Origin of the sequence: Streptomyces sp. ISL-99 (assembly GCF_018614005.1) — a bacterium.
In the GTDB taxonomy this organism is placed as follows: domain Bacteria; phylum Actinomycetota; class Actinomycetes; order Streptomycetales; family Streptomycetaceae; genus Streptomyces; species Streptomyces flavidovirens.
In genome coordinates this window covers 23,711-48,233 of the sequence record NZ_JAGGPC010000057.1, presented here as the reverse complement: position 1 = coordinate 48,233, position 24,523 = coordinate 23,711, and the positions used below count along the sequence as shown (strand labels likewise).

General features: G+C 70.0%; 17 protein-coding genes and 2 pseudogenes. 14 read left to right on the top strand and 5 right to left on the bottom strand.

The annotated features are described in order from the left end of the window. Window positions 1-24 precede the first annotated feature (24 nt). Genes J7E91_RS29535 through J7E91_RS29520 form a run of 4 tightly spaced genes read left to right on the top strand, consistent with a single transcriptional unit; the run spans window position 25 to window position 6,662 of the window. Complete coding sequence (locus J7E91_RS29535; protein WP_214909757.1) at window positions 25-1,932, top strand: IucA/IucC family siderophore biosynthesis protein; 1,908 nt, start codon at window positions 25-27, stop codon at window positions 1,930-1,932. 40 nt (window positions 1,933-1,972) lie between these two features. After that, window positions 1,973-2,698 (top strand): GNAT family N-acetyltransferase, encoded by a 726-nt coding sequence (locus J7E91_RS29530; RefSeq protein WP_214909756.1) that lies wholly within the window; start codon window positions 1,973-1,975, stop codon window positions 2,696-2,698. Window positions 2,699-2,758: 60 nt separating this feature from the next. After that, entirely contained in the window at window positions 2,759-4,636 is a 1,878-nt protein-coding gene (locus J7E91_RS29525) for an IucA/IucC family siderophore biosynthesis protein (RefSeq protein ID WP_214909754.1), read from the top strand. 55 nt (window positions 4,637-4,691) lie between these two features. Further along, the gene (locus J7E91_RS29520; RefSeq protein ID WP_214909752.1) at window positions 4,692-6,662 is read left to right on the top strand and encodes an ATP-dependent DNA helicase; all 1,971 of its coding nucleotides are present in this window, start codon (window positions 4,692-4,694) and stop codon (window positions 6,660-6,662) included. A 93-nt stretch (window positions 6,663-6,755) separates the two neighbouring features. Here the strand turns inward: J7E91_RS29520 and lexA are convergent, their stop codons facing one another. Beyond that, a complete protein-coding gene (gene lexA, locus J7E91_RS29515) occupies window positions 6,756-7,541 on the bottom strand; it encodes a transcriptional repressor LexA (protein ID WP_214909750.1) in 786 nt (261 codons plus the stop codon). Window positions 7,542-7,988: 447 nt separating this feature from the next. Here lexA and nrdR point away from each other — a divergent pair, with 447 nt between their 5' ends. Beyond that, the gene (gene nrdR, locus J7E91_RS29510) at window positions 7,989-8,513 is read left to right on the top strand and encodes a transcriptional regulator NrdR (protein WP_214909748.1); all 525 of its coding nucleotides are present in this window, start codon (window positions 7,989-7,991) and stop codon (window positions 8,511-8,513) included. Window positions 8,514-8,638: 125 nt separating this feature from the next. Then, on the top strand, window positions 8,639-11,545 hold the full coding sequence (locus tag J7E91_RS29505) for a vitamin B12-dependent ribonucleotide reductase (RefSeq protein WP_214909747.1): 2,907 nt from the start codon (window positions 8,639-8,641) through the stop codon (window positions 11,543-11,545). 92 nt (window positions 11,546-11,637) lie between these two features. Here the strand turns inward: J7E91_RS29505 and J7E91_RS29500 are convergent, their stop codons facing one another. Then, window positions 11,638-12,168, bottom strand: coding sequence for a TerD family protein (locus J7E91_RS29500; protein WP_214909746.1), 531 nt, complete (start codon window positions 12,166-12,168; stop codon window positions 11,638-11,640). Window positions 12,169-12,500: 332 nt separating this feature from the next. On the opposite strand from J7E91_RS29500, the gene J7E91_RS29495 reads away from it, so the two are divergent. Beyond that, a complete protein-coding gene (locus J7E91_RS29495; protein WP_214909745.1) occupies window positions 12,501-13,106 on the top strand; it encodes a YdbC family protein in 606 nt (201 codons plus the stop codon). A gap of 3 nt (window positions 13,107-13,109) precedes the next feature. On the opposite strand, the pseudogene J7E91_RS29490 reads toward J7E91_RS29495, so the two are convergent. Beyond that, window positions 13,110-13,283 (bottom strand): annotated as a pseudogene (locus J7E91_RS29490) (TetR/AcrR family transcriptional regulator C-terminal ligand-binding domain-containing protein); the annotation flags it as partial. 96 nt (window positions 13,284-13,379) lie between these two features. Between J7E91_RS29490 and J7E91_RS29485 the strand changes: the two are divergent. From J7E91_RS29485 to J7E91_RS29460, 6 genes are all read left to right on the top strand, one after another. Further along, on the top strand, window positions 13,380-14,054 hold the full coding sequence (locus J7E91_RS29485) for a histidine phosphatase family protein (RefSeq protein WP_214909744.1): 675 nt from the start codon (window positions 13,380-13,382) through the stop codon (window positions 14,052-14,054). Beyond that, window positions 14,051-14,959, top strand: a complete 909-nt coding sequence (locus J7E91_RS29480; protein WP_214909743.1) for an ADP-ribosylglycohydrolase family protein — start codon at window positions 14,051-14,053, stop codon at window positions 14,957-14,959. The genes J7E91_RS29485 and J7E91_RS29480 overlap by 4 nt, the downstream gene beginning before the upstream one ends. 441 nt (window positions 14,960-15,400) lie before the next feature. Then, window positions 15,401-17,140 (top strand): DUF4173 domain-containing protein, encoded by a 1,740-nt coding sequence (locus J7E91_RS29475; RefSeq protein ID WP_308377493.1) that lies wholly within the window; start codon window positions 15,401-15,403, stop codon window positions 17,138-17,140. A 437-nt stretch (window positions 17,141-17,577) separates the two neighbouring features. Next, window positions 17,578-17,706 carry a hypothetical protein gene (locus tag J7E91_RS36880; RefSeq protein WP_285439148.1) on the top strand — a complete coding sequence of 43 codons (129 nt, stop codon included), beginning with the start codon at window positions 17,578-17,580 and terminating at the stop codon, window positions 17,704-17,706. Window positions 17,707-17,767: 61 nt separating this feature from the next. Beyond that, window positions 17,768-18,478, top strand: coding sequence for a ribonuclease HII (locus J7E91_RS29465; protein WP_028814179.1), 711 nt, complete (start codon window positions 17,768-17,770; stop codon window positions 18,476-18,478). Window positions 18,479-18,538: 60 nt separating this feature from the next. After that, window positions 18,539-19,186 carry a hypothetical protein gene (locus J7E91_RS29460; protein WP_214909738.1) on the top strand — a complete coding sequence of 216 codons (648 nt, stop codon included), beginning with the start codon at window positions 18,539-18,541 and terminating at the stop codon, window positions 19,184-19,186. 117 nt (window positions 19,187-19,303) lie between these two features. Here the strand turns inward: J7E91_RS29460 and J7E91_RS29455 are convergent, their stop codons facing one another. Both J7E91_RS29455 and J7E91_RS29450 read right to left on the bottom strand, forming a co-directional pair. Beyond that, window positions 19,304-19,930: a hypothetical protein gene (locus J7E91_RS29455; RefSeq protein ID WP_214909737.1), complete on the bottom strand. Its 627-nt coding sequence runs from the start codon at window positions 19,928-19,930 to the stop codon at window positions 19,304-19,306. Window positions 19,931-20,188: 258 nt separating this feature from the next. Then, a pseudogene (locus J7E91_RS29450) lies at window positions 20,189-21,973 on the bottom strand (helicase-related protein); the annotation flags it as partial. 196 nt (window positions 21,974-22,169) lie between these two features. Here J7E91_RS29450 and J7E91_RS29445 point away from each other — a divergent pair. Further along, complete coding sequence (locus J7E91_RS29445; RefSeq protein WP_214909736.1) at window positions 22,170-24,329, top strand: RecQ family ATP-dependent DNA helicase; 2,160 nt, start codon at window positions 22,170-22,172, stop codon at window positions 24,327-24,329. The last annotated feature ends 194 nt before the right edge of the window (window positions 24,330-24,523 follow it).

The window sequence follows — 24,523 nt, the reverse complement described above, 5'->3', positions numbered from 1 at the left end:
GACCTCGTCCCAAGGAAGACCCCCGTGAACCCCACTCCCGCATCCGATGCGTCCGAGGCCGAAGACCGACCCGCCCCCCACGACCGAGGACAGGGCGGTACGCACGGCCGCCTCGTGGTCGACGAGCCCAAGGTGCCCCGGCAGAAGGGCAGCGCCCATGGGGAACAGCGCACACCGGGGCCAGGTGCCCGCCCGCAGACAGCGGGCCTGGCCGCGGACCTGCTCGACCACCCCGACCCGCACGCGGCGGCGGAGGCGGCAGCCGTCGAGAACCTGCTGCGCTGCTGGGTCCGGGAGAGAGATCTCGGCCGGCCCCTGGGACCGACGCTCCGCATCCCGCTCGACACCAGCGGCACCGCACTGCTCGTCCCCGTCCGCTACTGGTCGGCCACCGGATGGCACCGTTTCGGCATGCCGGTGCTGGAAGGCGGGCCGCAGGGGGCGCCGCCCGCCGACGCCGTCACGGTCGCCGCGCTCCTCGGCCGCGAGGCGGGGCAGCGCGAAGGAGCGGACCTGGTCGGCCGGGTCGCCGACTCCGTCCGGCGCACCGCACGGTTCATCGCCGAACGGCGCGCGCACCCCGGCCCGTCCGAAGAGGCGGACCTGTTCCTCAGCGCGGAACAGTCCCTTCTCCTCGGGCATCCACTGCACCCCACCCCCAAGAGCCGCGAGGGGCTCTCCGAGGCCGAAACGCTCTTGTACTCACCCGAGTTGTACGGCTCCTTTCCGCTGCACTGGATGGCCGTCGACCGGTCCGTACTGGCCGCGGACTCGGCCTGGACCGAACGTGGCCGCGCCGTCCCCGTCGAGCAGCTCGTCGTCCGGCTGGCCGACGGACTCCGACTGCCCGACCACACGGTCCCCCTGCCCCTGCACCCCTGGCAGGCCCGCGAGCTCAAGCACCGGCCCGCCGTCGCGGCGCTCCTCGGAGAAGGTCTCCTCCACGACCTCGGCCCGCACGGCGCCCGGTGGCACCCCACCTCCTCCGTCCGTACCGTGCACCGTCCCGGCTCGCCCGCCATGGTCAAGCTCTCGCTCGGCGTACGCATCACCAACTCCCGCCGTGAGAACCTCCGCAAGGAACTCCACCGAGGCGTCGAGGTCCACCGGCTGCTGCGCGGCGGGCTGGCCGAGCAATGGCAGTCCGCCCACCCCGGCTTCGACATCATCCGCGACCCGGCCTGGCTCGCCGTGGACACGGCGGACGGCGAACCCATTCCCGGCCTCGACGCCCTGCTGCGTCACAACCCGTTCGGCCCCGGCGACGACGCCGTCTGCATCGCGGCTCTCACCGCCCCGCGGCCTTGGCCGGGCCGGACCGGCATGCACTCCCGCCTCGCCGAGGTCGTCGCCCGGCTCGCCGCCCGGACCGGCCGGCCCACCGGAGCCGTGGCCACCGAATGGTTCCTGCGCTACCTCGACCACGTCGTACGCCCGGTGCTCTGGCTGGACGGCACGGCCGGCGTCGCGCTGGAAGCCCATCAGCAGAACACCCTGGTCCTCCTCGACCCCGACGGCTGGCCCGTCGGCGGCCGCTACCGCGACAACCAGGGCTACTACTTCCGCGAATCCCACCGCGCCGACCTCGAACGCCGCCTCCCCGGCATCGGCGCCACCAGCGACACCTTCGTCCCCGACGCCGTCACCGACGAACGCTTCGCCTACTACCTCGGCATCAACAACGTCCTCGGCCTGATCGGAGCGTTCGGTGCCCAGCGGCTCGCCGACGAACGCGTCCTGATCGCCGCCTTCCGCCAGTTCCTCGGGAAAAACGCCGCACTCGGCTCCCCGCTGCCCGCGCAACTGCTGGAGACCCCCAGCCTCCGCTGCAAGGCCAACCTGCTGACCCGGCTGCACGGCCTCGACGAGCTCGAAGGCCCGGTCGACACCCAGTCCGTCTACGTCACCATCACCAATCCCCTTCGTACCTGACGGAACACGTCCCACCCGAACTGCTGAGAGGAGCGTCACCGTGCCTCCCGCCGATGCGAGCACCGACGCAGGAACCAACTCCGCTCCCCGCGCCGGATCCAGCACCGAGGACACCCTCGACCTGCGGCTCACCGACGAGCTCATCGCGCTCTTCGGTGACGACGCGCCGGTGACCGTCCCCGGACCCGTCGGCGGAGGCCTCCTCGACACCCCCGCCCACTGGGGCGCCGTCACCACCTCGGCGGGTGTCTTCCAGCTCGTTCCCGTACGCATCGAGCGGGACCTGCCACTCATCAGCCGGTGGATGAACGATCCAGCTGTAGCCGCATTCTGGGAACTCTCGGGTCCGCAGGACGTCACCGCCGCACACCTGCGCACCCAGCTCGACGGTGACGGCCGCAGCGCACCTTGTCTCGGCGTACTGGGCGGCGTACCCATGAGTTACTGGGAGATCTACCGCGCCGACCTCGACCCGCTGGCCCGCCACTATCCGGCCCGCCCGCACGACACCGGCATCCACCTCCTCGTCGGTGGCGTCGCGGACCGAGGCCGCGGCCTCGGCACCACCCTCCTCAGAGCCGTCGCCGACCTCGTACTCGAAAAGCGTCCCGCCTGCGCACGTGTCGTCGCCGAACCCGACCTTCGCAACACCCCCTCCGTCTCCGCCTTCCTCGCGGCCGGCTTCCGCTTCTCGGCGGAGCTCGATCTCCCCGACAAGCGAGCCGCGCTCATGGTTCGCGACCGCGCCCTGCGAAACCTGCTGTGAACGACCCGCTACCTCTCATACACCGCTCGCCCCGAATGGGTTCCACCCCGAGGAGTCCCCGTGCCGAAGCCCGCCGTCGCCCATGACTTCGAGGACTCGCTCCCGCTGCTCGCGCCACCCGAGCTGAAACCCGGCACCTGGGACCTGGCCGCCCGCCGCCTCCTCGCCAAGATGCTCGGCGAGTTCGCGTACGAAGAGATCATCGAGCCGCTCCCGCAGCCCGCCGGTGACCGTCACACTCTCCGGCTCGACGACGGCGGCATCCTCTCCTTCCGGGCGGTGCGCGGCGCCTACGGCAGCTGGCGCGTGAAGCCCGACACGATCGAACTCCGCGAGCGCGACACCGACACCGATGCCGCCGCCGACACCGATGCCGCGGCCGACACCGACGTCGGCACCGGCGGCCGCCCTTTCGGTGATCCCCTTCGCTTCCTGGTCCTCGCCCGCCGCCTCCTGGCGCTCGACGGTGCCACCCTCGGCCACCTCATCCGCGAGCTGAGCGCCACCCTGGCCGCCGACGCCCGCCTCGACCACACCGCCGTGTCCGCCGCGCGCCTCGCCGACCTCGGGTACGCGGAGCTCGAAGGGCACCAGACGGGCCATCCCTGGCTCGTCCTCAACAAGGGCCGCCTCGGCCTCTCCGCCACCGACACCGCCCGCTGGGCCCCCGAAGCCCGTCACCCGGCCGCCCTTCCCTGGATCGCCGTCAGCACCGACATCGCCGGCTACCGAGGAGTCCCCTTACTCGCCACCCCCGAGCGCCTCTACGCACGCGAGCTGGACGTCCCCACCCGCGAGTCGTTCGCCGCCGTACTGCGCGCCCGCGGCCTGGACCCCGCGCGGTACCTCTATCTGCCCGTGCACCCCTGGCAGTGGGACGAAGTGATCCTGCCGCTCTTCGCACCCGCCGTCGCCCAGGGCGCCATCGTGCCGCTCCCCACCGACGGCGACGTACGACTGCCGCAGCAGTCCATCCGTACGTTCCTCAATACGAGCCGTCCCGACCGGCACACGGTCAAACTGCCGCTCGCCGTCCTCAACACGCTGGTCTGGCGCGGACTGCCCACCGAGCGCACCCTTGCGGCGCCCGCCGTCACCGCCTGGGTGCACGGGCTGCGCGACGCCGACCCGTTCCTGCGTGACGAGTGCGGAGTGGTCCTCCTGGGCGAGGTCGCCTCCGTCGCCGTCGAGCACCCCCTGTACGACGGCCTCCCCGAGGTTCCGTACCAGTACAAGGAGTTGCTGGGCGCCATCTGGCGCGAGCCGCTCACTGGCCGGCTGGCGCCCGGAGAGCGCGCCCGTACGCTCGCCTCTCTGCTCCACACCGACCCCGAGGGCCGCGCCTTCACCGCGGAACTCGTCGCTCGCTCGGGCATCCCGCCCGCCGTGTGGCTCCGGCGCCTCTTCGCCGCGATGCTGCCCCCGCTGCTGCACTTCCTGTACCGCTACGGCACCGTCTTCTCCCCGCACGGCGAGAACGCCATCGTCGTCTTCGACGACCACGACATTCCGGTACGCCTCGCGATCAAGGATTTCGTCGACGACGTGAACGTGAGCGCGCATCCGCTGCCCGAGCACGACACCATGCCCGACGACGTACGCGAGGTGCTGCTGACCGAGCCTCCCGCCTTCCTCACGCAGTTCATCCATTCCGGCCTGTTCGTCGGGGTGTTCCGCTATCTGGCGCCCCTGTGCGAAGAGCAACTGGGCGTTCCCGAGAATGAATTCTGGTCACTCGTACGAGCTGAAATTCTGCGGCACCAAGCCCGCTTCCCCGAGCTCAAGGACCGGTACGAGATCTTCGATCTGCTCACCCCGCGGATCGAGCGTCTCTGTCTCAACCGGAACCGCCTGCACCTCGACGGCTACCGCGACCGCCCCGACCGCCCGCACGCCGCGGTGCACGGCACCGTCCCGAACCCCCTCCACCTGTCCTGATGCGGTCGCCGGCGTGACGCGGGTTGTCAGTGGTGCCCCGTAGGCTGGACGGGCTATGACGAAGCCCTCTCTCCCCGAGCTCCTCCATGCCGCCGTCACCGCCGTCGGCGGCACGGAGCGGCCCGGCCAGGTCGCCATGACCGAGGCCGTGGCCGGAGCCATCGACGACAATGCCCACCTGCTCGTCCAGGCCGGCACCGGCACCGGAAAGTCCCTCGGCTATCTGGTCCCGGCCCTGGCGCACGGCGAGCGCGTCGTCGTGGCGACGGCGACCCTGGCCCTGCAGCGGCAGCTCGTGGAGCGTGATCTTCCGCGTACGGTCGAAGCGCTGCATCCGCTGCTGCGCCGACGCCCCGAGTTCGCCATGCTCAAGGGCCGGTCGAACTATCTCTGCCTGCACCGGCTCCATGAGGGCGTACCGCAGGAAGAGGAGGACGGCCTCTTCGACCAGTTCGAAGCCGCGGCTCCGACCAGCAAGCTCGGCAAGGACCTGCTGCGCATGCGCGACTGGGCGGACGAGACCGAGACGGGCGACCGCGACGATCTCACCCCGGGTGTCTCCGACCGTGCCTGGGGCCAGGTCTCCGTCTCCTCACGTGAGTGCCTCGGCGCGTCCAAGTGCGCGTACGGAGCGGAATGCTTCGCGGAGGCGGCCCGCGAGCGCGCCAAGCTCGCCGATGTCGTCGTGACCAACCACGCCCTCCTGGCCATCGACGCCATCGAGGGCGCCCCCGTGCTCCCCCAGCATGAGGTGCTGATCGTCGACGAGGCGCACGAACTGGTCTCACGGGTGACCGGCGTCGCGACCGGCGAGCTCAGTCCCGGGCAGGTCAACCGCGCTGTCCGCCGGGCGGCCAAGCTGGTCAACGAGAAGGTCGCCGACGAGCTCCAGACGGCGGCGGAGTCCTTCGAGCGGCTGATGGAGCTCGCGCTCCCCGGGCGCCTCGAAGAGGTCCCGGAGGATCTCGGGTACGCCCTCATGGCGCTGCGTGACGCCGCCCGTAACGTCATCTCGGCCATCGGCTCGACCCGCGACAAGTCCGTCCAGGACGAGGACGCGGTGCGCAAACAGGCGCTGGCGGCCGTCGAGTCCCTCCACGGTGTCGCGGAGCGGATCGCCAACGGTTCCGAGTACGACGTCGTCTGGTGCGAGCGGCACGACCGTTACGGTGCCTCCCTGCGTGTCGCCCCGCTCTCCGTCTCGGGGCTGCTGCGCGAGAAGCTCTTCAGCGACCGGTCGGTCGTCCTGACCTCCGCCACGCTCAAGCTCGGCGGTGACTTCAACGGCGTAGGCGCCTCGCTCGGCCTGTCGCCGGAGGGAACCGAGGGGGAAGACGTTCCGGTCTGGAAGGGCCTGGATGTGGGCTCGCCCTTCGACTACCCGAAGCAGGGAATCCTGTACGTCGCCCGGCAGCTCGCGACGCCGGGCCGCCAGGGTTCGCGCGGCGACATGATGGACGAGCTCGCCGAGCTGGTCGAGGCCGCCGGTGGCCGCACGCTGGGTCTTTTCTCCTCGATGCGGGCGGCGAAAGAAGCGGCCGAGGAACTGCGCGGCAGGCTCGGCATGCCGATCCTGCTCCAGGGCGAGGAAACGCTTGGTGAGCTGATCAAATCCTTCGCGGCCGACCCGCAGACGTGCCTGTTCGGCACGCTGTCGCTCTGGCAGGGCGTCGACGTGCCGGGCCCGAGCTGCCAGCTCGTCGTCATGGACCGGATTCCGTTCCCCCGCCCGGACGACCCGCTGATGAGCGCCCGGCAGAAGGCTGTCGAGGAGGCCGGCGGCAACGGCTTCATGGCTGTCGCGGCCACGCACGCGGCGCTCCTGATGGCCCAGGGCGCGGGACGGCTCGTACGGGCCATGGGAGACCGTGGCGTCGTCGCCGTACTCGACCCGAGGCTGGCGAATGCCCGCTACGGCAGCTACCTGCGGGCGTCCCTGCCCGACTTCTGGTACACCACGGACCGTAACCAGGTACGCCGCTCGCTCGCCGCGATCAACGCCGCAGCGGAGGCCGAGGGGAAGTAGGGGCCGAGCCTGTCCGGCCCGCGACGCGGAACGCAGCGGGCCCCCGGAACCGGCGCAGTGGGTTCCAGGGGCCCGGTCTTAGTCCGGCGGGTGTCACACCCGTCGCAGCACCGCCACGACCTTGCCGAGAATCGTCGCTTCGTCGCCGGGGATCGGCTGGTAGGCGGCGTTGTGCGGGAGCAGCCACACGTGGCCGTCCTCGCGCTTGAACCGCTTCACCGTCGCCTCGCCGTCCAGCATCGCGGCCACGATGTCGCCGTTCTCGGCGACGGGCTGGCGGCGTACCGTCACCCAGTCGCCGTCGCAGATTGCCGCCTCGATCATCGAGTCACCGACGACCTTGAGGACGAACAGCTCACCGTCCCCCACGAGCTGCCGGGGAAGCGGAAAGACGTCCTCCACCGACTCCTCGGCGAGGATCGGCCCGCCGGCCGCGATCCGGCCGACCAGCGGGACGTACGACGCGGCGGGCTTGCCGGCCGTGTCGGTGGTCTGGGTGCTCGGCTGGTCCGAGCCCCGCACCTCGTACGCCCGGGGGCGGTGCGGGTCACGACGCAGGAAACCCTTCCGCTCGAGGGCCATCAGCTGATGGGCCACGGAAGAGGTGCTGGAGAGGCCCACCGCCTGACCGATCTCGCGCATGGACGGCGGGTAACCCCGCCGTTGCACCGAGTCCCTGATGACCTCGATGACCCGGCGTTGCCGATCAGTGAGGCCGGAACTGTCCGCCCGGATTCCTGGAGGTCGGCCGGGCAGCGAGCGTGAGGGCTTGGGGCCCTCCGGATTTGTGGCTGCTTCATTCATGGCATGCACCGGCTCGAGTCGGCTCTGGGATCGGTCCTGGGCAGTGATAGTTGCACTGTCAGCGGTGGTGGTCACGTCGGCCCCTCTCGAGATGTTCTCGCTCCCTGGTTGGACAACGGTAGTTGCTTTCGAAAGGTTGCGCCAAACACACGTTCGAGTGAAAAAGCGCGGAATGCCTTTCTCGAACGCACGGTGGGGTGTATGAGGAGCCGTTTTTAGCCGAATGGCAATTCGGGCCATTACGGTAACCTTCGCGGCTGGGCCGAGGGGTGGCGGGGTGTCGTCAGCGTGTCGGCCGCGCGGGGAGCGCCGCGCGGACTGCGGTGCGCGACGCGACACGCGCAGAGAGTGAAAAAGCGCCCAGACCCCAGATCTAGTGGTTCCATGGCCGCGGCCGCCTACAAGTTGTGGTCCCCGGTCCGCCGGGCTGCCCGCCATCGCCTATGCTGGTGGCTGCTTCGAAGGGCCCCAGGTGGGGCTGCCGAGGCTATTCAGTCGCGCTGTGAGGGAGGGTTGGGATCCATGCACTGCCCCTTCTGCAGGCACCCCGACAGTCGTGTTGTCGACAGTCGCACCACCGACGACGGAACGTCGATCCGCAGGCGCCGTCAGTGTCCCGACTGCTCCCGTCGTTTCACCACGGTGGAGACCGCCTCACTGATGGTGATCAAGCGCAGCGGTGTCACCGAACCCTTCAGTCGCACCAAGGTCATTTCTGGCGTGCGCAAGGCATGCCAGGGGCGGCCGGTCACCGAGGACGCCCTCGCCAAGCTCGGCCAGCGGGTCGAGGAAGCGGTGCGCGCCACCGGAAGTGCCGAACTGACCACCCACGACGTGGGGCTCGCCATACTCGGCCCACTGCAGGAACTCGATCTTGTCGCGTACCTGCGCTTCGCGTCCGTGTACCGGGCGTTCGACTCACTCGAAGACTTTGAGGCCGCCATCGCGGAGCTCCGCGAAGAGCGGCCACCCGCAAGCGACTGCGACTGCGATCGTGGGCCCGGAGTGACCCCCGAGGTCCCCGTGCCCGCCGCTGCCGCCGACTGACCGACCGGCGGCGGACAGGACTTGCTCCGGCCGCTTTCGCGGCGTCCGGAACATCAGACACACACAACGTGCCCCGGGAAGAACTGGGCACTTCAGAGCGTTTTTGTACGTATATGGGAGGCGGCATGACAGAGACGGCGAGCGGCCCGGCACGAGGTTCCCGTACCAAGGGATCCAAGACTGCTGCGGCTCGGCAGGGCTTGCGCATCGAGCGCATCCACACCACGCCCGGCGTGCATCCGTACGACGAGGTGGTCTGGGAGCGTCGTGACGTCGTCATGACCAACTGGCGCGACGGCTCGGTCAATTTCGAGCAGCGTGGCGTCGAGTTCCCCGACTTCTGGTCGGTGAACGCGGTCAACATCGTCACCAGCAAGTACTTCCGCGGGGCCGTCGGTACGCCTCAGCGCGAGACCGGTCTGCGGCAGCTGATCGACCGGATCGTGAAGACGTACCGGAAGGCCGGTGAGGACTACAACTACTTCGCCTCTCCCGCTGACGCCGAGATCTTCGAGCACGAGCTGGCGTACGCGCTCCTGCACCAGATCTTCAGCTTCAACTCGCCGGTCTGGTTCAACGTCGGAACGCCCCAGCCGCAGCAGGTCTCCGCCTGCTTCATCCTGGCCGTCGACGACTCCATGGAGTCGATCCTCGACTGGTACAAGGAAGAGGGCATGATCTTCAAGGGCGGCTCCGGCGCCGGCCTGAACCTCTCCCGTATCCGCTCCTCCAAGGAGCTCCTCTCCTCCGGCGGCAACGCGTCCGGCCCGGTCTCCTTCATGCGCGGCGCCGATGCCTCCGCGGGAACGATCAAGTCGGGCGGCGCCACGCGCCGCGCGGCCAAGATGGTCGTGCTCGACGTCGATCACCCCGACATCGAGGACTTCATCGAGACCAAGGTGAAGGAAGAGGAGAAGATCCGCGCGCTGCGTGACGCGGGCTTCGACATGGACCTGGGCGGCGACGACATCGCCTCCGTCCAGTACCAGAACGCCAACAACTCGGTCCGTGTGAACGACGAGTTCATGAAGGCGGTCGAGACCGGCGGCAAGTTCGGCCTCCGCGCCCGTATGACGGGTGAGGTCATCGAGGAGGTCGACGCCAAGTCGCTCTTCCGCAAGATGGCCGAGGCCGCCTGGGCCTGCGCCGACCCCGGCATTCAGTACGACGACACCATCAACAACTGGCACACCTGCCCCGAGTCCGGCCGGATCACCGCGTCGAACCCGTGCAGCGAGTACATGCACCTGGACAACACCTCGTGCAACCTGGCCTCGCTGAACCTGATGAAGTTCCTCAAGGACGACGGCAAGGGCAACCAGTCGTTCGAGTCCGAGCGCTTCGCCAAGGTCGTCGAGCTCGTCATCACCGCGATGGACATCTCCATCTGCTTCGCGGACTTCCCGACCCAGAAGATCGGTGAGAACACCCGCGCCTTCCGTCAGCTGGGCATCGGCTACGCCAACCTCGGCGCGCTGCTCATGGCGACCGGTCACGCGTACGACAGCGACGGCGGCCGTTCGCTCGCCGGCGCCATCACCTCGCTGATGACGGGTACGTCGTACCGGCGCTCCGCCGAGCTGGCCGCGGTCGTCGGCCCGTACGACGGCTACGCCCGCAACGCCGAGCCGCACAAGCGCGTCATGAAGCAGCACTCCGACGCCAACGCCACCGCCCCGCGCGTGGACGACCTGGACTCGCCGATCTGGGCCGCTGCCACGGAGGCCTGGCAGGACGTGCTGCGCCTCGGCGAGAAGAACGGCTTCCGCAACGCGCAGGCTTCGGTCATCGCGCCCACCGGCACCATCGGTCTCGCGATGTCCTGCGACACCACCGGCCTTGAGCCCGACCTCGCGCTGGTCAAGTTCAAGAAGCTGGTCGGCGGCGGCTCGATGCAGATCGTCAACGGCACGGTGCCGCAGGCGCTGCGTCGCATGGGCTACCAGGAGGAGCAGATCGAGGCGATCGTCGCCCACATCGCCGACCACGGCAATGTGATCGACGCCCCCGGTCTGAAGCAGGAGCACTACGAGGTCTTCGACTGCGCGATGGGCGAGCGTTCCATCTCCGCGATGGGCCACGTCCGCATGATGGCGGCCATCCAGCCGTGGATCTCCGGCGCGCTGTCCAAGACGGTGAACCTGCCGGAGACGGCCACCGTCGAGGACGTCGAAGAGGTCTACTTCGAGGCGTGGAAGATGGGCGTCAAGGCGCTCGCGATCTACCGCGACAACTGCAAGGTCGGCCAGCCGCTCTCCGCCAAGAAGAAGGACGTCAAGGCTGAGGTCACGGCGAAGACCGAGGAGACGATCCGCGCCGCGGTCGAGAAGGTCGTCGAGTACCGCCCGGTGCGCAAGCGCCTTCCCAAGGGCCGCCCGGGGATCACCACCTCCTTCACGGTGGGTGGGGCCGAGGGTTACATGACCGCCAACTCCTACCCGGACGACGGTCTCGGTGAGGTCTTCTTGAAGATGTCCAAGCAGGGCTCGACCCTCGCGGGCATGATGGACGCCTTCTCGATCGCCGTCTCGGTCGGTCTGCAGTACGGCGTTCCGCTGGAGACGTACGTCTCGAAGTTCACGAACATGCGCTTCGAGCCGGCCGGCATGACGGACGACCCGGACGTGCGGATGGCGCAGTCGATCGTCGACTACATCTTCCGCCGCCTGGCGCTGGACTTCCTGCCCTTCGAGACCCGTTCGGCGCTCGGCATCCACTCCGCCGAAGAGCGTCAGCGTCACCTGGAGACCGGTTCGTACGAGCCGTCGATGGAGGACAGCGACGTCGACATCGACGTCGAGGGTCTGGCACAGTCCGCCCCGCGCCAGACGGAGACGCTGAAGCCGGTCGCCGCCCCGAAGGTGGAGGCCGTGCCGGAGCAGAAGCAGGCGCACACCTCGGCGGAGCTCGTCGAGATGCAGCTCGGCATCAGCGCGGACGCGCCGCTGTGCTTCTCCTGCGGTACGAAGATGCAGCGTGCGGGCAGCTGCTACATCTGCGAGGGCTGCGGCTCGACCAGCGGCTGCAGCTGATCTGCGGCCAGTAGGCACACACACTGAGGAACAGAGGGGCGGCGGGCCTGACGGGCTCGCCGCCCTTCGGCGTTTCCGGGCGCGCACGGCTGTCAGGTCAGGCTGCTTCCCATCGTTCCGGCGAAGGAATTCGGGTTGGCGTCGAACCCGCGGACGACCTGGCGGAACTCCCAGCCGCCCGAGGCGTTTCTGGTGAACTCGGCGATGGTGGCGGCCGTCGATGCGGACACGTCGGCGAAGTCGTTCTCAGCGAGCACGGTGTAGCCCTCACGGATGCGGAAGCCCGTATTGACTATTTCGCCGAACGTCGTCCTTCCCCCGCGCTGCTGGATGGCTATGCCCACCACCACCCGGGCATAGGCGGGCGCCAGCCGGTCGAGCTCCAGGGTCATGGCCTCGTCGAAACCGAAGCCCTGGCCGTCTCGGCTGTCCCTGTTGAGGGTGATGGTGCCGTCCGGCGAGCGGCTGTCGAAGTGCACGACGTACGCGGGGCTGCCGTACGGGTCCTCCGCGGCGTACGTCGCGGCGATGATGTCGAGGTCGTGGGCCGGTTCGCCCAGGGGGGTGGGGTCCCACCTGAGCGTCACTTCGACCTTGCCGACCCCTTTGTTGAGACTGCCCACCGGTCTTCCCCTCCCTCGGAACCCGGCCGGATCCCACCGGCGCGAGCTGTGCGAATTGCACCTGGAACCAGGCTAGCCCCGAGCACCGACAACTCGGGTGGCGTCGAGGCCTGTTCCGCCCTGTTCGCCGATGAAAACCGCATTGATGTGCGGCGTTCGCACGCTGATCGTTTGTGACGGCGCGGTGCGTGTAGCTTTTCGGCACTGAGCCGGGAGCTTCCCATGTGGCGCAACTGGGCGCATTGACAGGGGAGTCGGGCTGCGCCGCATCGTCGTGGTGAAGTGCGCCGCGGGCGTGAGCGGGTGCGTGTTCCTGGCCGTACGATGGCGCGGTGCTGGTCAAGTGGATTCGCTGCACAGTGATCGACCGTCGGGGTTTCGAGCGGGGGCAGCGGAAGTGGGCGGGGCTGCTGGGGGAACCGGGTTTCCGGGGGCAGGGCGGTGGCTGGAGCCGTGAGCGGCCGGGCGTGGCTCACATCTTTTCCTTCTGGGAGAGCCGCGCGTTCTACGACTCGTTCATGGCGCGCTCGCACGACCGGCTCGCTGCCGCACAGTCCGGTACGTACAAGAACATCCAAGTCGGGCTCTTCGACTACCGGTTCGACGTCAAGACGGGCTTCGAGCCTCGGTTCACCGACGCCGATGTGGTCCGTGTCGCGCACTGCAAGGTGCATGAGGGCCGGGTCGAGCATTTCTCGCTGATGCAGGAGAAGGTCTGGAATCCGGCGATGGCCGGGTCGCCGGGCATGCTGCGCGGGCTCTTCGGCGAGGCGCCCGGCAATGAGTTCCTGGTGCTGTCGATGTGGCACTCCGCCGCCGAGCACGGAAAGTACCGCGCCGAGCGGGTGGAGCGTCTTTCGCTGCGTGCGCAGACTGATGCCGATGTGGCCGAAATCGCCGGCGCGGTCGTTCAGCTGGATCCGGCCTGGACGGTGTGATCACGCCGCACGGGCGCTCCGGTACGCACCGGCCCGGGCGGCGGCGGTCGCGGCGGCCGCGGCCGGGTCGCTGAAGGAGTCGGTCACCTCGCGGGCGAGGGCGCGCAGGTCTCCTTCGAGGCTGCCGGTGTCCGGCGGGGTCCTGTCGTCCTCGCCGGCCAGGTCGAGGGCGACCGCTTGCTGCGCAGGCGTTTCAACGGCCGGATACGCTGGATGGAGGCTGGGCGGTTACCCGGCTGAGCCGCATCCGATCTCACGTTCTAGGGTTTCGGCATGGCACGACCGCGGCGCATCGTACTGGTCCGGCACGGGGAGTCGGAGGGAAACGCCGACGACTCGGTGTACGAGCGTGAGCCCGACCACGCGCTCAGACTGACGGAAGCCGGTCTGCGTCAGGCCCAGGAAGTGGGGGCGCACCTGCGTGAACTCTTCGGCGAAGAGCGGGTCAGCGCCTACGTCTCGCCGTACCGCCGCACGCATGAGACCTTCGCCGCCTTCGGGCTCGACCCGAACCGCGTGCGGGTACGGGAGGAGCCGCGGCTGCGTGAGCAGGACTGGGGAAACTGGCAGGACAGGGACGACGTACGCCTGCAGAAGGCGTATCGGGACGCCTACGGGCACTTCTTCTACCGATTCGCCCAAGGGGAGTCCGGGGCCGACGTGTACGACCGCGTCGGGGCCTTCCTGGAGAGCCTGTACCGGAGCTTCGAGGCGCCCGACCACCCGCCGAACGTGCTGCTCGTCACCCACGGTCTGACCATGCGGCTGTTCTGCATGCGCTGGTTCCACTGGACGGTGGCGGATTTCGAATCGCTGTGCAATCCGGGCAACGGCGAAACCCGGACACTGCTGCTGGGGAAGGACGGGCGCTACACCCTTGACCGGCCGTTCCAGCGCTGGAGGGCTCCCGAGCCGTACGGCTGTCCGGATAGAGTGGCGGAGCGATGACCGCTGACTCCTCCACCGTCCGGCGCCTCGAACGCGCCCTGGCCAGCCTGCGTGGGCTGTCCCTGGGAGACGCCCTGGGCTCCCAGTTCTTTGTACCCGCGAACTATCCGCTGCTCAGAAGTCGCGAGCTGCCGCCCGCGCCCTGGCAGTGGACCGACGACACCGAAATGGCCTGCTCAATCCTGGCCGTGCTCGCCGAACACGGCCGTATCGACCAGGACGCGCTTGCACGTTCCTTCGCCGATCATCACGACTTCGACCGCGGCTACGGCCCCGCCGTCAACCGGATGCTCCGGCTGATCAGGGAGGGCGGTGACTGGCGCGAGCTCGCGGCGGCGCTCTTCAACGGCCAGGGCTCCTGGGGCAACGGCGCGGCGATGCGCATCGCGCCGCTCGGCGCCTGGTACGCGGACGACCCCGAGCAGGCCACCCACCAGGCCGAGATCTCGGCGTACGTCACGCATCAGCACCGTGAGGCCGTGGTCGGAGCCATGGCCGTGGCGGCCGCCGCCGCGCTCGCCGCCGATCCGGCAGGGCCGCCGACGCCGACCGGGCTGCTCGACGGCGTGATCGCGCTGGTACCGCGCAGCGCCGTGGGCGCCGGGCTCCGCCGCGCCCGCGACATGCTGGACTACGGCGACGCCGGGACAGTGGCCGCGGTGCTGGGCTGTGGACGGCGTACGAGTGCGCACGACACCGTGCCGTTCGCCCTCTGGTCGGCCGCCCGGGCGCTCGGCGACTTCGAGCAGGGCTTCTGGGTCACCGCGCAGGTGGGCGGCGACGTGGACACCACCTGCGCCATTTTCGGCGGAGTCGTCGCCGCGGGGAAGGCCGGAGCCCCGCCGGCCGCCTGGCTGGAGCGGACGGAAGAGCTGCCCGGATGGATTCCCGCGCAGACGATCTGACGCCGGGCCGCATGATGCCGCCTCGCGTGACGCCGGCCCTGCATGATGTCGGCCCTGCATGACGCCGGCCCGCACGATGTCCACCCGCACGATGTCGGCCTCGCATGGCGCCGGCCCGCACGATGTCGGCCTCGCGTGACGGCGGCCTCGTGTGACACGGGCCGTGTGATGCCGCCCTGGCACTACGTCGCCCGCGACATGTCGTTGGCCGGCGCCCGGCTTCGGCAGCCTCGTGGCGTCTCGGCCGGTCGCCCGTCGCGGCGGGGTTCCGTGACTGTCACGGTCCTGCCACAGCCCGCTCCTGGCGGCGCCGACCGGGTGCGTCAGAGCTAGTCTGACGGGCCACGCCGCCCTGTTGATCATGTCGGGCGGGCGCCGACGAGACACCGGGCTCCGGCAGCGGCACCCTGCCGTCTCCCCGCCCGGTCGGGAGGGGGTCCCGTGTCCGACACGCCATCCAGACCATCCAAGCAATCCGCACCGTCCACGCCGTCCAGTTCATCCACGCCGTCCGCACCGCCCGAGCAGTCCGATGGCGGCAACGGTCCGGGACCCGCGCCGCAGGACACAGCTCCGCAGCCACCGGCGACGATGTCGTACCGGGAGCAGCACAGCAGGGCGACACAGCCCCAGCGCCACCATCCCTGGCCGCCGCCACCCGCCGCACCGCGGCAACCGGCCGGCCCCCCGAAGTGGCTGACCGACGTACGACCCGAGCCACCGGCCAGAATCCGTCCGGCCACGTTCGTGGCTGCCTTGGCCACCGCCCTGCTCAGCGCCCTGCTGCTCGGGGACGGGCTGGGCCTGAACCTGCTGGTCGTAGCCGTACCGGCCGCGGTCGCCGCGTACTTCGCCGCTCAGGCGGCCGGTCGCCGCCTGCGCCCCTGGACGCTCGTCTGGGCCGTCGGCGGCCTGGCGCTGCTGGCCATTCCGGCGCTGCGCGACGCGGGCTGGCCGACGTTCCTCGCCTGCATCTCCGCGCTGGCGCTCGGCTCGCTCGCCCTGCACGGCAACCGGACCTGGGCCGGCGTCCTCGCCGGCTCCCTGGGCATCTTCGGCTCACTCGGCCCCGGTACGGCGTGGGCCTGGCGCGGTCTGCGCGAGCGGGCGGAAGTGTCCCGCGGCCGCTGGGCGCCCATGGTGCGTACGACCTTTGTCGCCGTCGTACTGCTGATCGTCTTCGGCGCGCTCTTCGCCTCCGCGGACGCCGCCTTCGCCGATCTGCTCGGCGGCCTCAGCCCCGACGTCTCCGTCGCGGACGGCCCCTGGCGGACATTCCTCTTCGCGGTCGGCCTGCTGGGTGCGCTCGCCGCCGCCCGCACCGCTGCCGCGCCGATGCGCTGGGACCGGCTCGAGATACGTCCCGGGCGTGCCCGCGGCCGAGCGGAGTGGGCACTTCCGCTGGTCGTGCTCAATCTGCTCTTCGCGGCCTTCATCGCGGTCCAGCTCGCCGTCCTGTTCGGCGGTTACGACAAGGTGCTCAGCGAGACCGGACTGTCGTACGCCGAGTACGCGCGGCAGGGTTTCTGGCAACTGCTCTGGGCCACCCTGCTGGTCCTCCTGGTCATCGCCCTCGCCCTGCGCTTCGCCCCGCGCGGCGGAGACCGCGACCGAACCCTGGTCCGCTCGGTGCTCGGCACTCTGTGCGTCCTCACCCTGGTCGTCGTCGCGTCCGCGCTGCGCCGCATGGACCTGTACGTCGATGCGTACGGCCTGACCAGGCTGCGCATCTCCGTGGCGGCGGTCGAGCTGTGGCTGGGCCTGGTGATCGTACTGATCATGGCGGCCGGGATGCTCGGGTCCCGCTGGCTGCCGCGCGCGGTTGCCGCGAGTGCGGCGGCGGCCGTGCTGGCCTTCGGCCTGATCTCGCCGGACGGGCTGGTCGCGCAGCAGAACGTGGCGCGCTACGGCAGTACCGGGAAGCTTGACGTGCACTACTTCCAGGACCTGTCGGCCGACGCCGTTCCGGCACTGGACACGCTGCCGGAACCGCAGCGTTCCTGTGCGCTGGTCGGCATCGCGGGCCGGCTGGAGGACCGGAACGAGCCCTGGTACGCGACGAGCCTCGGCGTGGCGCGGGCGCGCGAGATCCTCGAAGACCGCCCGCTGAAGGTCGACGAGACCGAGTGCCGGAAGCTCGGCACGTACGGCGACCAGCGAGGGTTCTACGACGAGTACTGACCGGCAACATGCGGTCAACGGGCCAGAGGGTGGAGCCGAACCGTGGCTCCACCCCTGGCCGTTCCGGGCTGACGCCGACAGCGGACCCGTCGGGCCGCGTGAACGCGCGGTTGCGCCCGGCTTGTGTGGCGCGGCCGGCTGAGAGCTAGTCACGGTGGATGCCGCGCAGGTGGTTTGGCGGCGCGCCGGCGCTCAGGCAGGGGCAGCATCCGCGCAGATCTCTGTCAGCTCTGCCGGCAGGTGTGCGGAGCGATGTATTCCGAGCCCGGCTTCCCACTGCGGTCGGTTCTTTACGAATGCGACAGCGGGGTCGCCGAACGGTTCCACGGAGTGATCCTTCGGCAAGTGACCGAGCCGTCGAACCGGCTCTTCTGTGAGGTCGTACGCCGGGGAATCGACGGGGGTGACGTCCGCCCGACGCTCCCGCCGATGATCTGGTGCTCGACGTGGTCCTGGGCCTGACGATGTACCGCTCGCAGGTGTGCGGCAGCGAATGGCAGGACGAGGAGATCGCCGAAATGACCGACCAGGTCAGGGCGCCGTTTCTGCGTCCGGTGGCCGGCTGAACGCAGGGGACGGGCCCGGGGTGTCGCCGGCCGCCCCCGGCGGCGTAACCTGGCAGGCGCCATGCCGTACGAACCACCCACCCACACCGTCGAGCGCTCACTGCGCGCCACCACCGGTGCCAAGATCATTGCTGGTGTCGACGAAGTCGGGCGCGGAGCGTGGGCCGGACCCGTCACTGTGTGCGCGGCTGTCACCGGTCTGCGACGTCCGCCCGACGGACTCACCGACTCCAAGCTCATCAGCCCCAAGCGCCGTACCGAGCTGGCCGCGGTCCTTGAGGGGTGGGTCACCTCGCACGCCCTCGGGCACTCCTCGCCCGAGGAGATCGACGAGCTCGGGATGACTGCCGCCCTGCGGCTCGCCGCCGTACGCGCCCTGGAGGCGCTGCCGGTGCGGCCGGACGCGGTGATCCTCGACGGGAAGCACGACTATCTCGGACTGCCCTGGAAGGTCCGTACGGTGATCAAGGGCGATCAGTCCTGCATCGCGGTCGCTGCGGCCTCGGTGATCGCCAAGGTGCGGCGGGACGCGATGATGGCCGAACTGGAGAAGGAATCCGAGGAGTTGGCCGCCTACGCATTCTCGGCCAACGCGGGCTATCCCTCACCAGTGCACAAGGCGGCGCTGGCGGAGCGGGGGCCCTCCCCGTACCACCGGCTTTCGTGGGTCTATCTCGACGCGCTGCCCCAGTGGCAGCATCTCAAGAAGACCCGGATCTCGGCGGAGGCCGCAGCTCTGGAAAACGGGGGCCAACTCGGCTTCGATTTCTGATCGCACGCATGTACCCACCCGCTGCTGCGTTCAGCGGTGACATTTGATAGACATCCACTTATGCCTCTCTCCCCCGAGGAGCCTCAGATTCACGAGAGCGCCCAGGGTCCCCGCGTCACTCCGGCCACCGGCCGTCCCGCGTCGACCCCCCGTCCCGTACCCGGTCCGCGCACCGCGGCCACGCCGCGTCCCGGACGTGCCGTACCCGGCCCCGGCCCGGTCAGGCCGGCGTCGCCCGCTGCGCAGCGGGTGCACACGCCCGGTGGCCGGTCCCCGTCCCCGCGGCAGGAGAATCGTTCCGCGCCGCAGATCCAGCTGATCCCCGCTCCGGCGGGCGGCGCGCTCGACGCCGCCGACGAGGCGGTCGACGTCCTGCTCGACGCGGGCCGCGCGCCGGGCGACATCCTGGTGCTCACTACCGGTGCGCTGCACCCATGGGCCGCCCACGAGCTGTCCTTCGGTGAAGCCGCCTACTGGGCCCAGCACGACGCCCGTGACGACGTCTTCTACGCGGACGCCGCCGTCGCGGAGCGGGCTGCCGCCCGACCCGTGGTCGTCGTCGCTGTCAACGGCGAAGCCGGCGAGGGTGACGAGCGTGGCGACGCGGTGAACCCGGCGCTGCGACTCGCCAAGGCACGTGCGGGCGCGCTGCTGATCGTGTGCGGAGACCCGCAGCGGGTCAACTCCGTGCTCGGCGCGGGCGTCTGAGGCACTTACACGTACGTACGCCTTGGTGCGCGCCGTACGTTCCGTGCGCAACTCGCGCTCCGTGCGGTGCGCGAGGTGCGTGAGGTACGGGAGGGGCGAGCAGGTCGGCGGACCGCTTCAGCGGGCCGCCGCCCGCCGCAGCGCGTCCGCCGCCCCGCCACCTGTGCGCGGCGGCGGCTCTGCCTCGGCCGCGGCTTCGGCCAGGCCGGACGGGCGTGATCCGGTGCTCGGGCGACGGCCGCCACGGCCTTCGCCCAGCACCTGCCAGCCGCCGTGCGTCAACGTGATGTACGCGCCGCAGCGCAGTCCGTGCAGGGTGCAGGCGTCCCGCAGGCCCCACATCCAGGCCCCGTCCTCCTCGGTCCAGCGCTCGTCGCCGTCGCGGCAGTAGAGCAGCACGGCGGTCCGTACGGGCGTACGGCGGCGCAGGTCGTGCGGGATGACGCGACGCAGGTGCGCGAGCAGGGAGTTGCGGAACTCCCAGCCGTCCGCCGGGACGGAACGCCGGGCGAACGAAGCGCTGGCGGTGAGCCGTTCCTCGGCGTCGAGGACGGCGACGACAGCTGTGGCAGGTTGTGGGTGATGCCGGGCGTGCAGTCCGCTGACCACTTCACGCGGATTGCGCAGCAGCGGTATACCGGCGGCTGCCCACTCGGACGGTTCGAGCGTCCGGCCCAGACGGCTGGCGGAATCGGCCGATGCCGAGTTCAACGAGCCGGTGGACGAAGCGAATCCGAAGGTCACGGTCCTCCCTTCGCATACGCGCCCGCGATGCGGGCAGGGTCGGTTGGGCGCACCGCGGTACAGCCCTTCCGGTCCTCAGGCGGTCCGCGCGGGGAGCGCTCCAATTCTCGCTGTCCCGCGGGGTGTGCGGCAACGAGCAATTGGCGCGGCCGACTGAAATCTGCGGGTATGACGTGGATATCCCTGCCCAGTCCGGCCGCGTGAGATGCCTCCCACCCGGCCGGAGCAGCGGCAGCGCATCCGCTTTGACCAGGTGACTCAGCTCTGCACGGCAAGCACCAGCGGCAGCACCGCCGGGGCGCCCGCTTGACGCAGAAGGCGCGCTGCCACCGCCAACGTCCAGCCCGTTTCCGTGAAGTCGTCCACCAAGAGGACCGGGCCATCGGCGCCCGCCAGTGCCGAAGCCAGCTGAGGCGGCAAAGTGAGGGCGCCGTCGAGCGTACGGAGCCGCTGTGCGCTGTTGCTGCGATGCGGGGAAGTGACGTTGGCCGCCGCCGTGTACTCCAGCGAGCCGAGCAACGGCATCCTTCCGACTTCAGCGATCCTGGCGCCCAGTGTGTGGATCAGCTCCGGCCTGGTGCGCGAGGCCATGGTGACCACCCCAATCGGGCGTGCGGGGGCGTCCGGATCACCGGATGCCCATCCGCCCGGCCCCTTCGCCCAGTCGGCCAGCACACCCACCACCGCCTCTGCCACGGCCTCCGGCACCGGTCCGTCCGCGGCGCGCGGCGACAGCATCGGGCGCAGCCGGTTGCCCCAGCCGATGTCCGAGAGCCGCCCCAGGGCACGCCCGGGCAGTGCCTGTTCGCCTGCGGGGATACGGCCTTTGCGGTCGATGCCGACCGCGGCGAGCCCGGTCGGCCACATCCGACGCGGTTCCACTTCGACGCCCGCGCGGCCCAGTTCGCCGCGCGCCGTATCCAGTGCCTCCGGGGACAGCCCGGCGGTGAACCGGGGCTGCGCGCAGTTGTCGCAGCGGCCACAGGGCGCCGCGCCTTCGTCGTCCAGCTGGCGTTGCAGGAACTCCATCCGGCAGCCGGCCGTCGTGGCGTAGTCGCGCATGGCCTGCTGCTCGGCCGCTCGCTGCCGGGCCACCCAGGCATACCGTTCGGCGTCGTACGTCCAAGGCTGTCCGGTGGCGGTCCAGCCGCCCTTCACCCGCCTGACCGCGCCGTCCACGTCGAGGACCTTGAGCATCATCTCCAGGCGTGAGCGGCGCAGCTCCACCAAAGGCTCCAGTGCGGGCAGCGACAGTGGCTTCCCCGCGCGGGCGAGCACATCGAGGGTGCGCCGGACCAGCTCCTCGGGCGGGAACGCGACCGAGGCGAAGTACTGCCAGATCGCCTCGTCCTCCTTGCCCGGCAGCAGCAGCACCTCCGCGTGGTCCACGGCGCGTCCGGCGCGTCCGACCTGCTGGTAGTAGGCGATGGGGGAGGAGGGGGAGCCCAGATGGACGACGAAGCCGAGGTCGGGTTTGTCGAAGCCCATGCCGAGGGCGGAGGTGGCGACGAGAGCCTTGACCCGGTTGGCGAGCAGATCCTCTTCGGCCTGCTGCCGGTCGGCGTTCTCGGTCTTGCCCGTGTACGAGGCGACGGCGTGCCCGCGCTGGCGCAGGAACGCGGTGATCTCCTCGGCGGCGGCCACGGTCAGGGTGTAGATGATCCCGGAGCCGGGGAGCTCTTTGAGGTGGTCGGCAAGCCAGGCCAGCCGGTGAGCCGCGTCGGGGAGGTGCAGGACACCGAGGCTGAGGCTGTCCCGGTTGAGCGGCCCGCGCAACACCAGGGCGTCGGAGCCGCCTCCCGTGCCCAGCTGCTCCGCGACATCGGCGGTGACGCGCGCGTTGGCCGTGGCCGTGGTGGCGAGAACCGGCACGTCGGGCGGCAGGTCGGCGAGCATGGTGCGCAGCCGTCGGTAGTCGGGCCGGAAGTCGTGCCCCCAGTCCGAGATGCAGTGGGCCTCGTCCACCACCAGCAGGCCGGTGGCAGCCGACAGCTTGGGCAGCACCTCGTCGCGGAAGTCGGGATTGTTGAGCCGCTCCGGGCTACGGCACTGGGAGGGCATTCAAATTCCAGGCGGATGTGGAGCCCTGACCTGCGTAAATGTGCTGTTCGGGGGTGGTCGTGGCGGGAGGGTCGGTTTCGGCCGTCCTCGATCGGCGTGTGCCTGTGGACCGTTTGTGAGCGGGTGGTGACACGGGGTGGAGTCGTCGATTGTCGGTGCTATCGGGTTGCATGGGGGTATGGACACCCTGGAACTGCGCGCTGAAGCCGATGCCGTCCTCGTTGAGCTGGTCGGCGCCCCTGCGGGGTCTGCGCGGCTGCGGGAGGATCAGTGGCAGGCGGTGGCGGCCCTGGTCGAGGAGCGTCGTCGGGCGCTGGTGGTGCAGCGCACCGGGTGGGGAAAGTCGGCAGTGTATTTCGTGGCCACTGCTTTGCTGCGGCGGCGGGGGGCTGGCCCGACGGTGATTATTTCGCCGCTGTTGGCGTTGATGCGTAACCAGGTCGAGGCGGCGGCGCGTGCGGGAATTCAGGCGCGCACGATCAACTCGGCTAATCCGGAGGAGTGGGAGACGATCTACGGGGAGGTGGAGCGCGGGGAGACCGACGTTCTCCTGGTGAGCCCGGAGCGTCTCAATTCTGTGGACTTTCGTGATCAGGTGCTGCCGAAGCTTGCGGCGACGACCGGGCTTTTGGTGGTCGATGAGGCGCACTGCATTTCCGACTGGGGTCACGATTTCCGGCCTGACTACCGGCGGCTGCGCACCATGCTGGCGGAGCTTCCGACGGGGGTGCCGGTGCTTGCCACGACAGCCACGGCGAATGCTCGGGTGACTGCGGATGTGGCGGAGCAATTGGGCACCGGCGGCAAGGACGCCTTGGTGTTGCGGGGGCCGCTGGACCGGGAAAGTCTTCGCCTTGGGGTGCTGGAGCTGCCGAATGCGGCGCACCGGCTTGCGTGGCTGGGGGAGCGGCTGGGGGATCTGCAGGGTTCGGGGATCATTTACACGCTGACGGTGGCGGCGGCTGAAGAGGTCGCGGCGTTCCTGCGGCAGCGTGGATATCCGGTGGCTTCCTATACGGGGAAGACGGAGAACGCGGACCGGTTGCAGGCGGAGGAGGATCTGCTGGCGAACCGGGTCAAGGCGCTGGTTGCCACGTCCGCGCTGGGAATGGGTTTTGACAAGCCGGACCTCGGATTTGTGGTGCATCTGGGTTCGCCTTCGTCTCCGATTGCTTATTACCAGCAGGTGGGGCGTGCGGGGCGTGGTGTGGATCATGCGGATGTTTTGCTGCTGCCGGGGCGGGAGGATGAGGCGATCTGGGCGTATTTCGCTTCGGTGGGTTTCCCGTCCGAGGAGCAGGTGCGGCGCACTCTGGATGTGCTTGAGAACGCGGGGCGTCCGTTGTCGCTGCCGGCGCTGGAGCCGTTGGTGGATCTTCGGCGTTCGCGTCTGGAGTCGATGCTGAAGGTCTTGGACGTGGACGGGGCGGTCAAGCGGGTGAAGGGCGGCTGGACTGCCACAGGGCAGCCGTGGGCGTATGACGCGGAGCGGTACGCCTGGGTTGCGAAGCAGCGGGCCGCGGAGCAGCAGGCCATGCGGGACTACGTGGCGACCACCAGCTGCCGCATGGAGTTCCTGCAGCGGCAGCTCGATGACGAGAAGGCGGTTCCGTGCGGTCGATGTGACAACTGTGCCGGCCCCTGGCTCGATCCCGCCGTGTCGTCCGGGGCTCTCGCGGCGGCGACGGGGGAGCTGGACCGGCCGGGCGTCGAGGTCGAGCCCCGCAAGATGTGGCCGACCGGCCTCGCAGCCGTCGGCATGGACCTTAAGGGCCGCATCCCTGCGGGTCAACAGGCGGTGACCGGGCGGGCGCTGGGGAGGCTGTCGGACATCGGCTGGGGCAACCGCCTGCGCCCACTCCTGTCGGCGCAGGTAACAGACGGGCCGGTTCCGGACGATGTGCTGAACGCTGTGGTGACGGTGCTGGCGGACTGGGCCCGTTCACCGGGCGGCTGGGCCAGCGGTACTCCTGACGCGGTGGCCCGGCCCGTCGGCGTCGTCGCCATGCCCTCCCGCACACGCCCGCAGCTGGTCGGCTCCCTGGCCGAGGGAGTGGCCAGGGTCGGCCGGCTCCCGCTCCTGGGCAGCCTGGTCTACACCCCGCACGCCGACGAGCACACCGCGCACCGCAGCAATTCGGCCCAGCGGCTGCGCGCGCTCGCAGACTCGTTCACCGTTCCCGACGGACTCGCCGCCGCCTTGGCCGCCACTCCTGGCCCGGTTCTGCTCGTCGATGACTACACCGATTCCGGCTGGACCCTCGCGGTGGGCGCACGCCTCCTGCGCCAAGCCGGAGCCGACCAAGTGCTCCCGCTCGTCCTGGCGCTCGCCGGATAGCCGCTATGTGGACTCTCGAAGATTGCTGCTGCGGAGGGCCGGGCTTCGACCTTGGCCTCCACACTCGCGATGAAGCGGACCTACGAGAGGTTGAGCCCTTCCCGGGGCATTCGGGTGTGACCATCCAGCTTGGTGTGGCTGGCGGAACACCTCCGCGTACGCGGAGCGAACCCGGGCGTGTACGTCGAGGACGA

Coding starts and splice junctions, on each gene's coding strand:
- J7E91_RS29520 (WP_214909752.1), top strand. CDS start 4,692: ATGACGAAGCCCTCTCTCCCCGAGCTCCTCCATGCCGCCGTCACCGCC.
- J7E91_RS29445 (WP_214909736.1), top strand. CDS start 22,170: ATGGACACCCTGGAACTGCGCGCTGAAGCCGATGCCGTCCTCGTTGAG.
- J7E91_RS29485 (WP_214909744.1), top strand. CDS start 13,380: ATGGCACGACCGCGGCGCATCGTACTGGTCCGGCACGGGGAGTCGGAG.
- J7E91_RS29465 (WP_028814179.1), top strand. CDS start 17,768: ATGCCGTACGAACCACCCACCCACACCGTCGAGCGCTCACTGCGCGCC.
- nrdR (WP_214909748.1), top strand. CDS start 7,989: ATGCACTGCCCCTTCTGCAGGCACCCCGACAGTCGTGTTGTCGACAGT.
- J7E91_RS29480 (WP_214909743.1), top strand. CDS start 14,051: ATGACCGCTGACTCCTCCACCGTCCGGCGCCTCGAACGCGCCCTGGCC.
- J7E91_RS29460 (WP_214909738.1), top strand. CDS start 18,539: ATGCCTCTCTCCCCCGAGGAGCCTCAGATTCACGAGAGCGCCCAGGGT.
- J7E91_RS29505 (WP_214909747.1), top strand. CDS start 8,639: ATGACAGAGACGGCGAGCGGCCCGGCACGAGGTTCCCGTACCAAGGGA.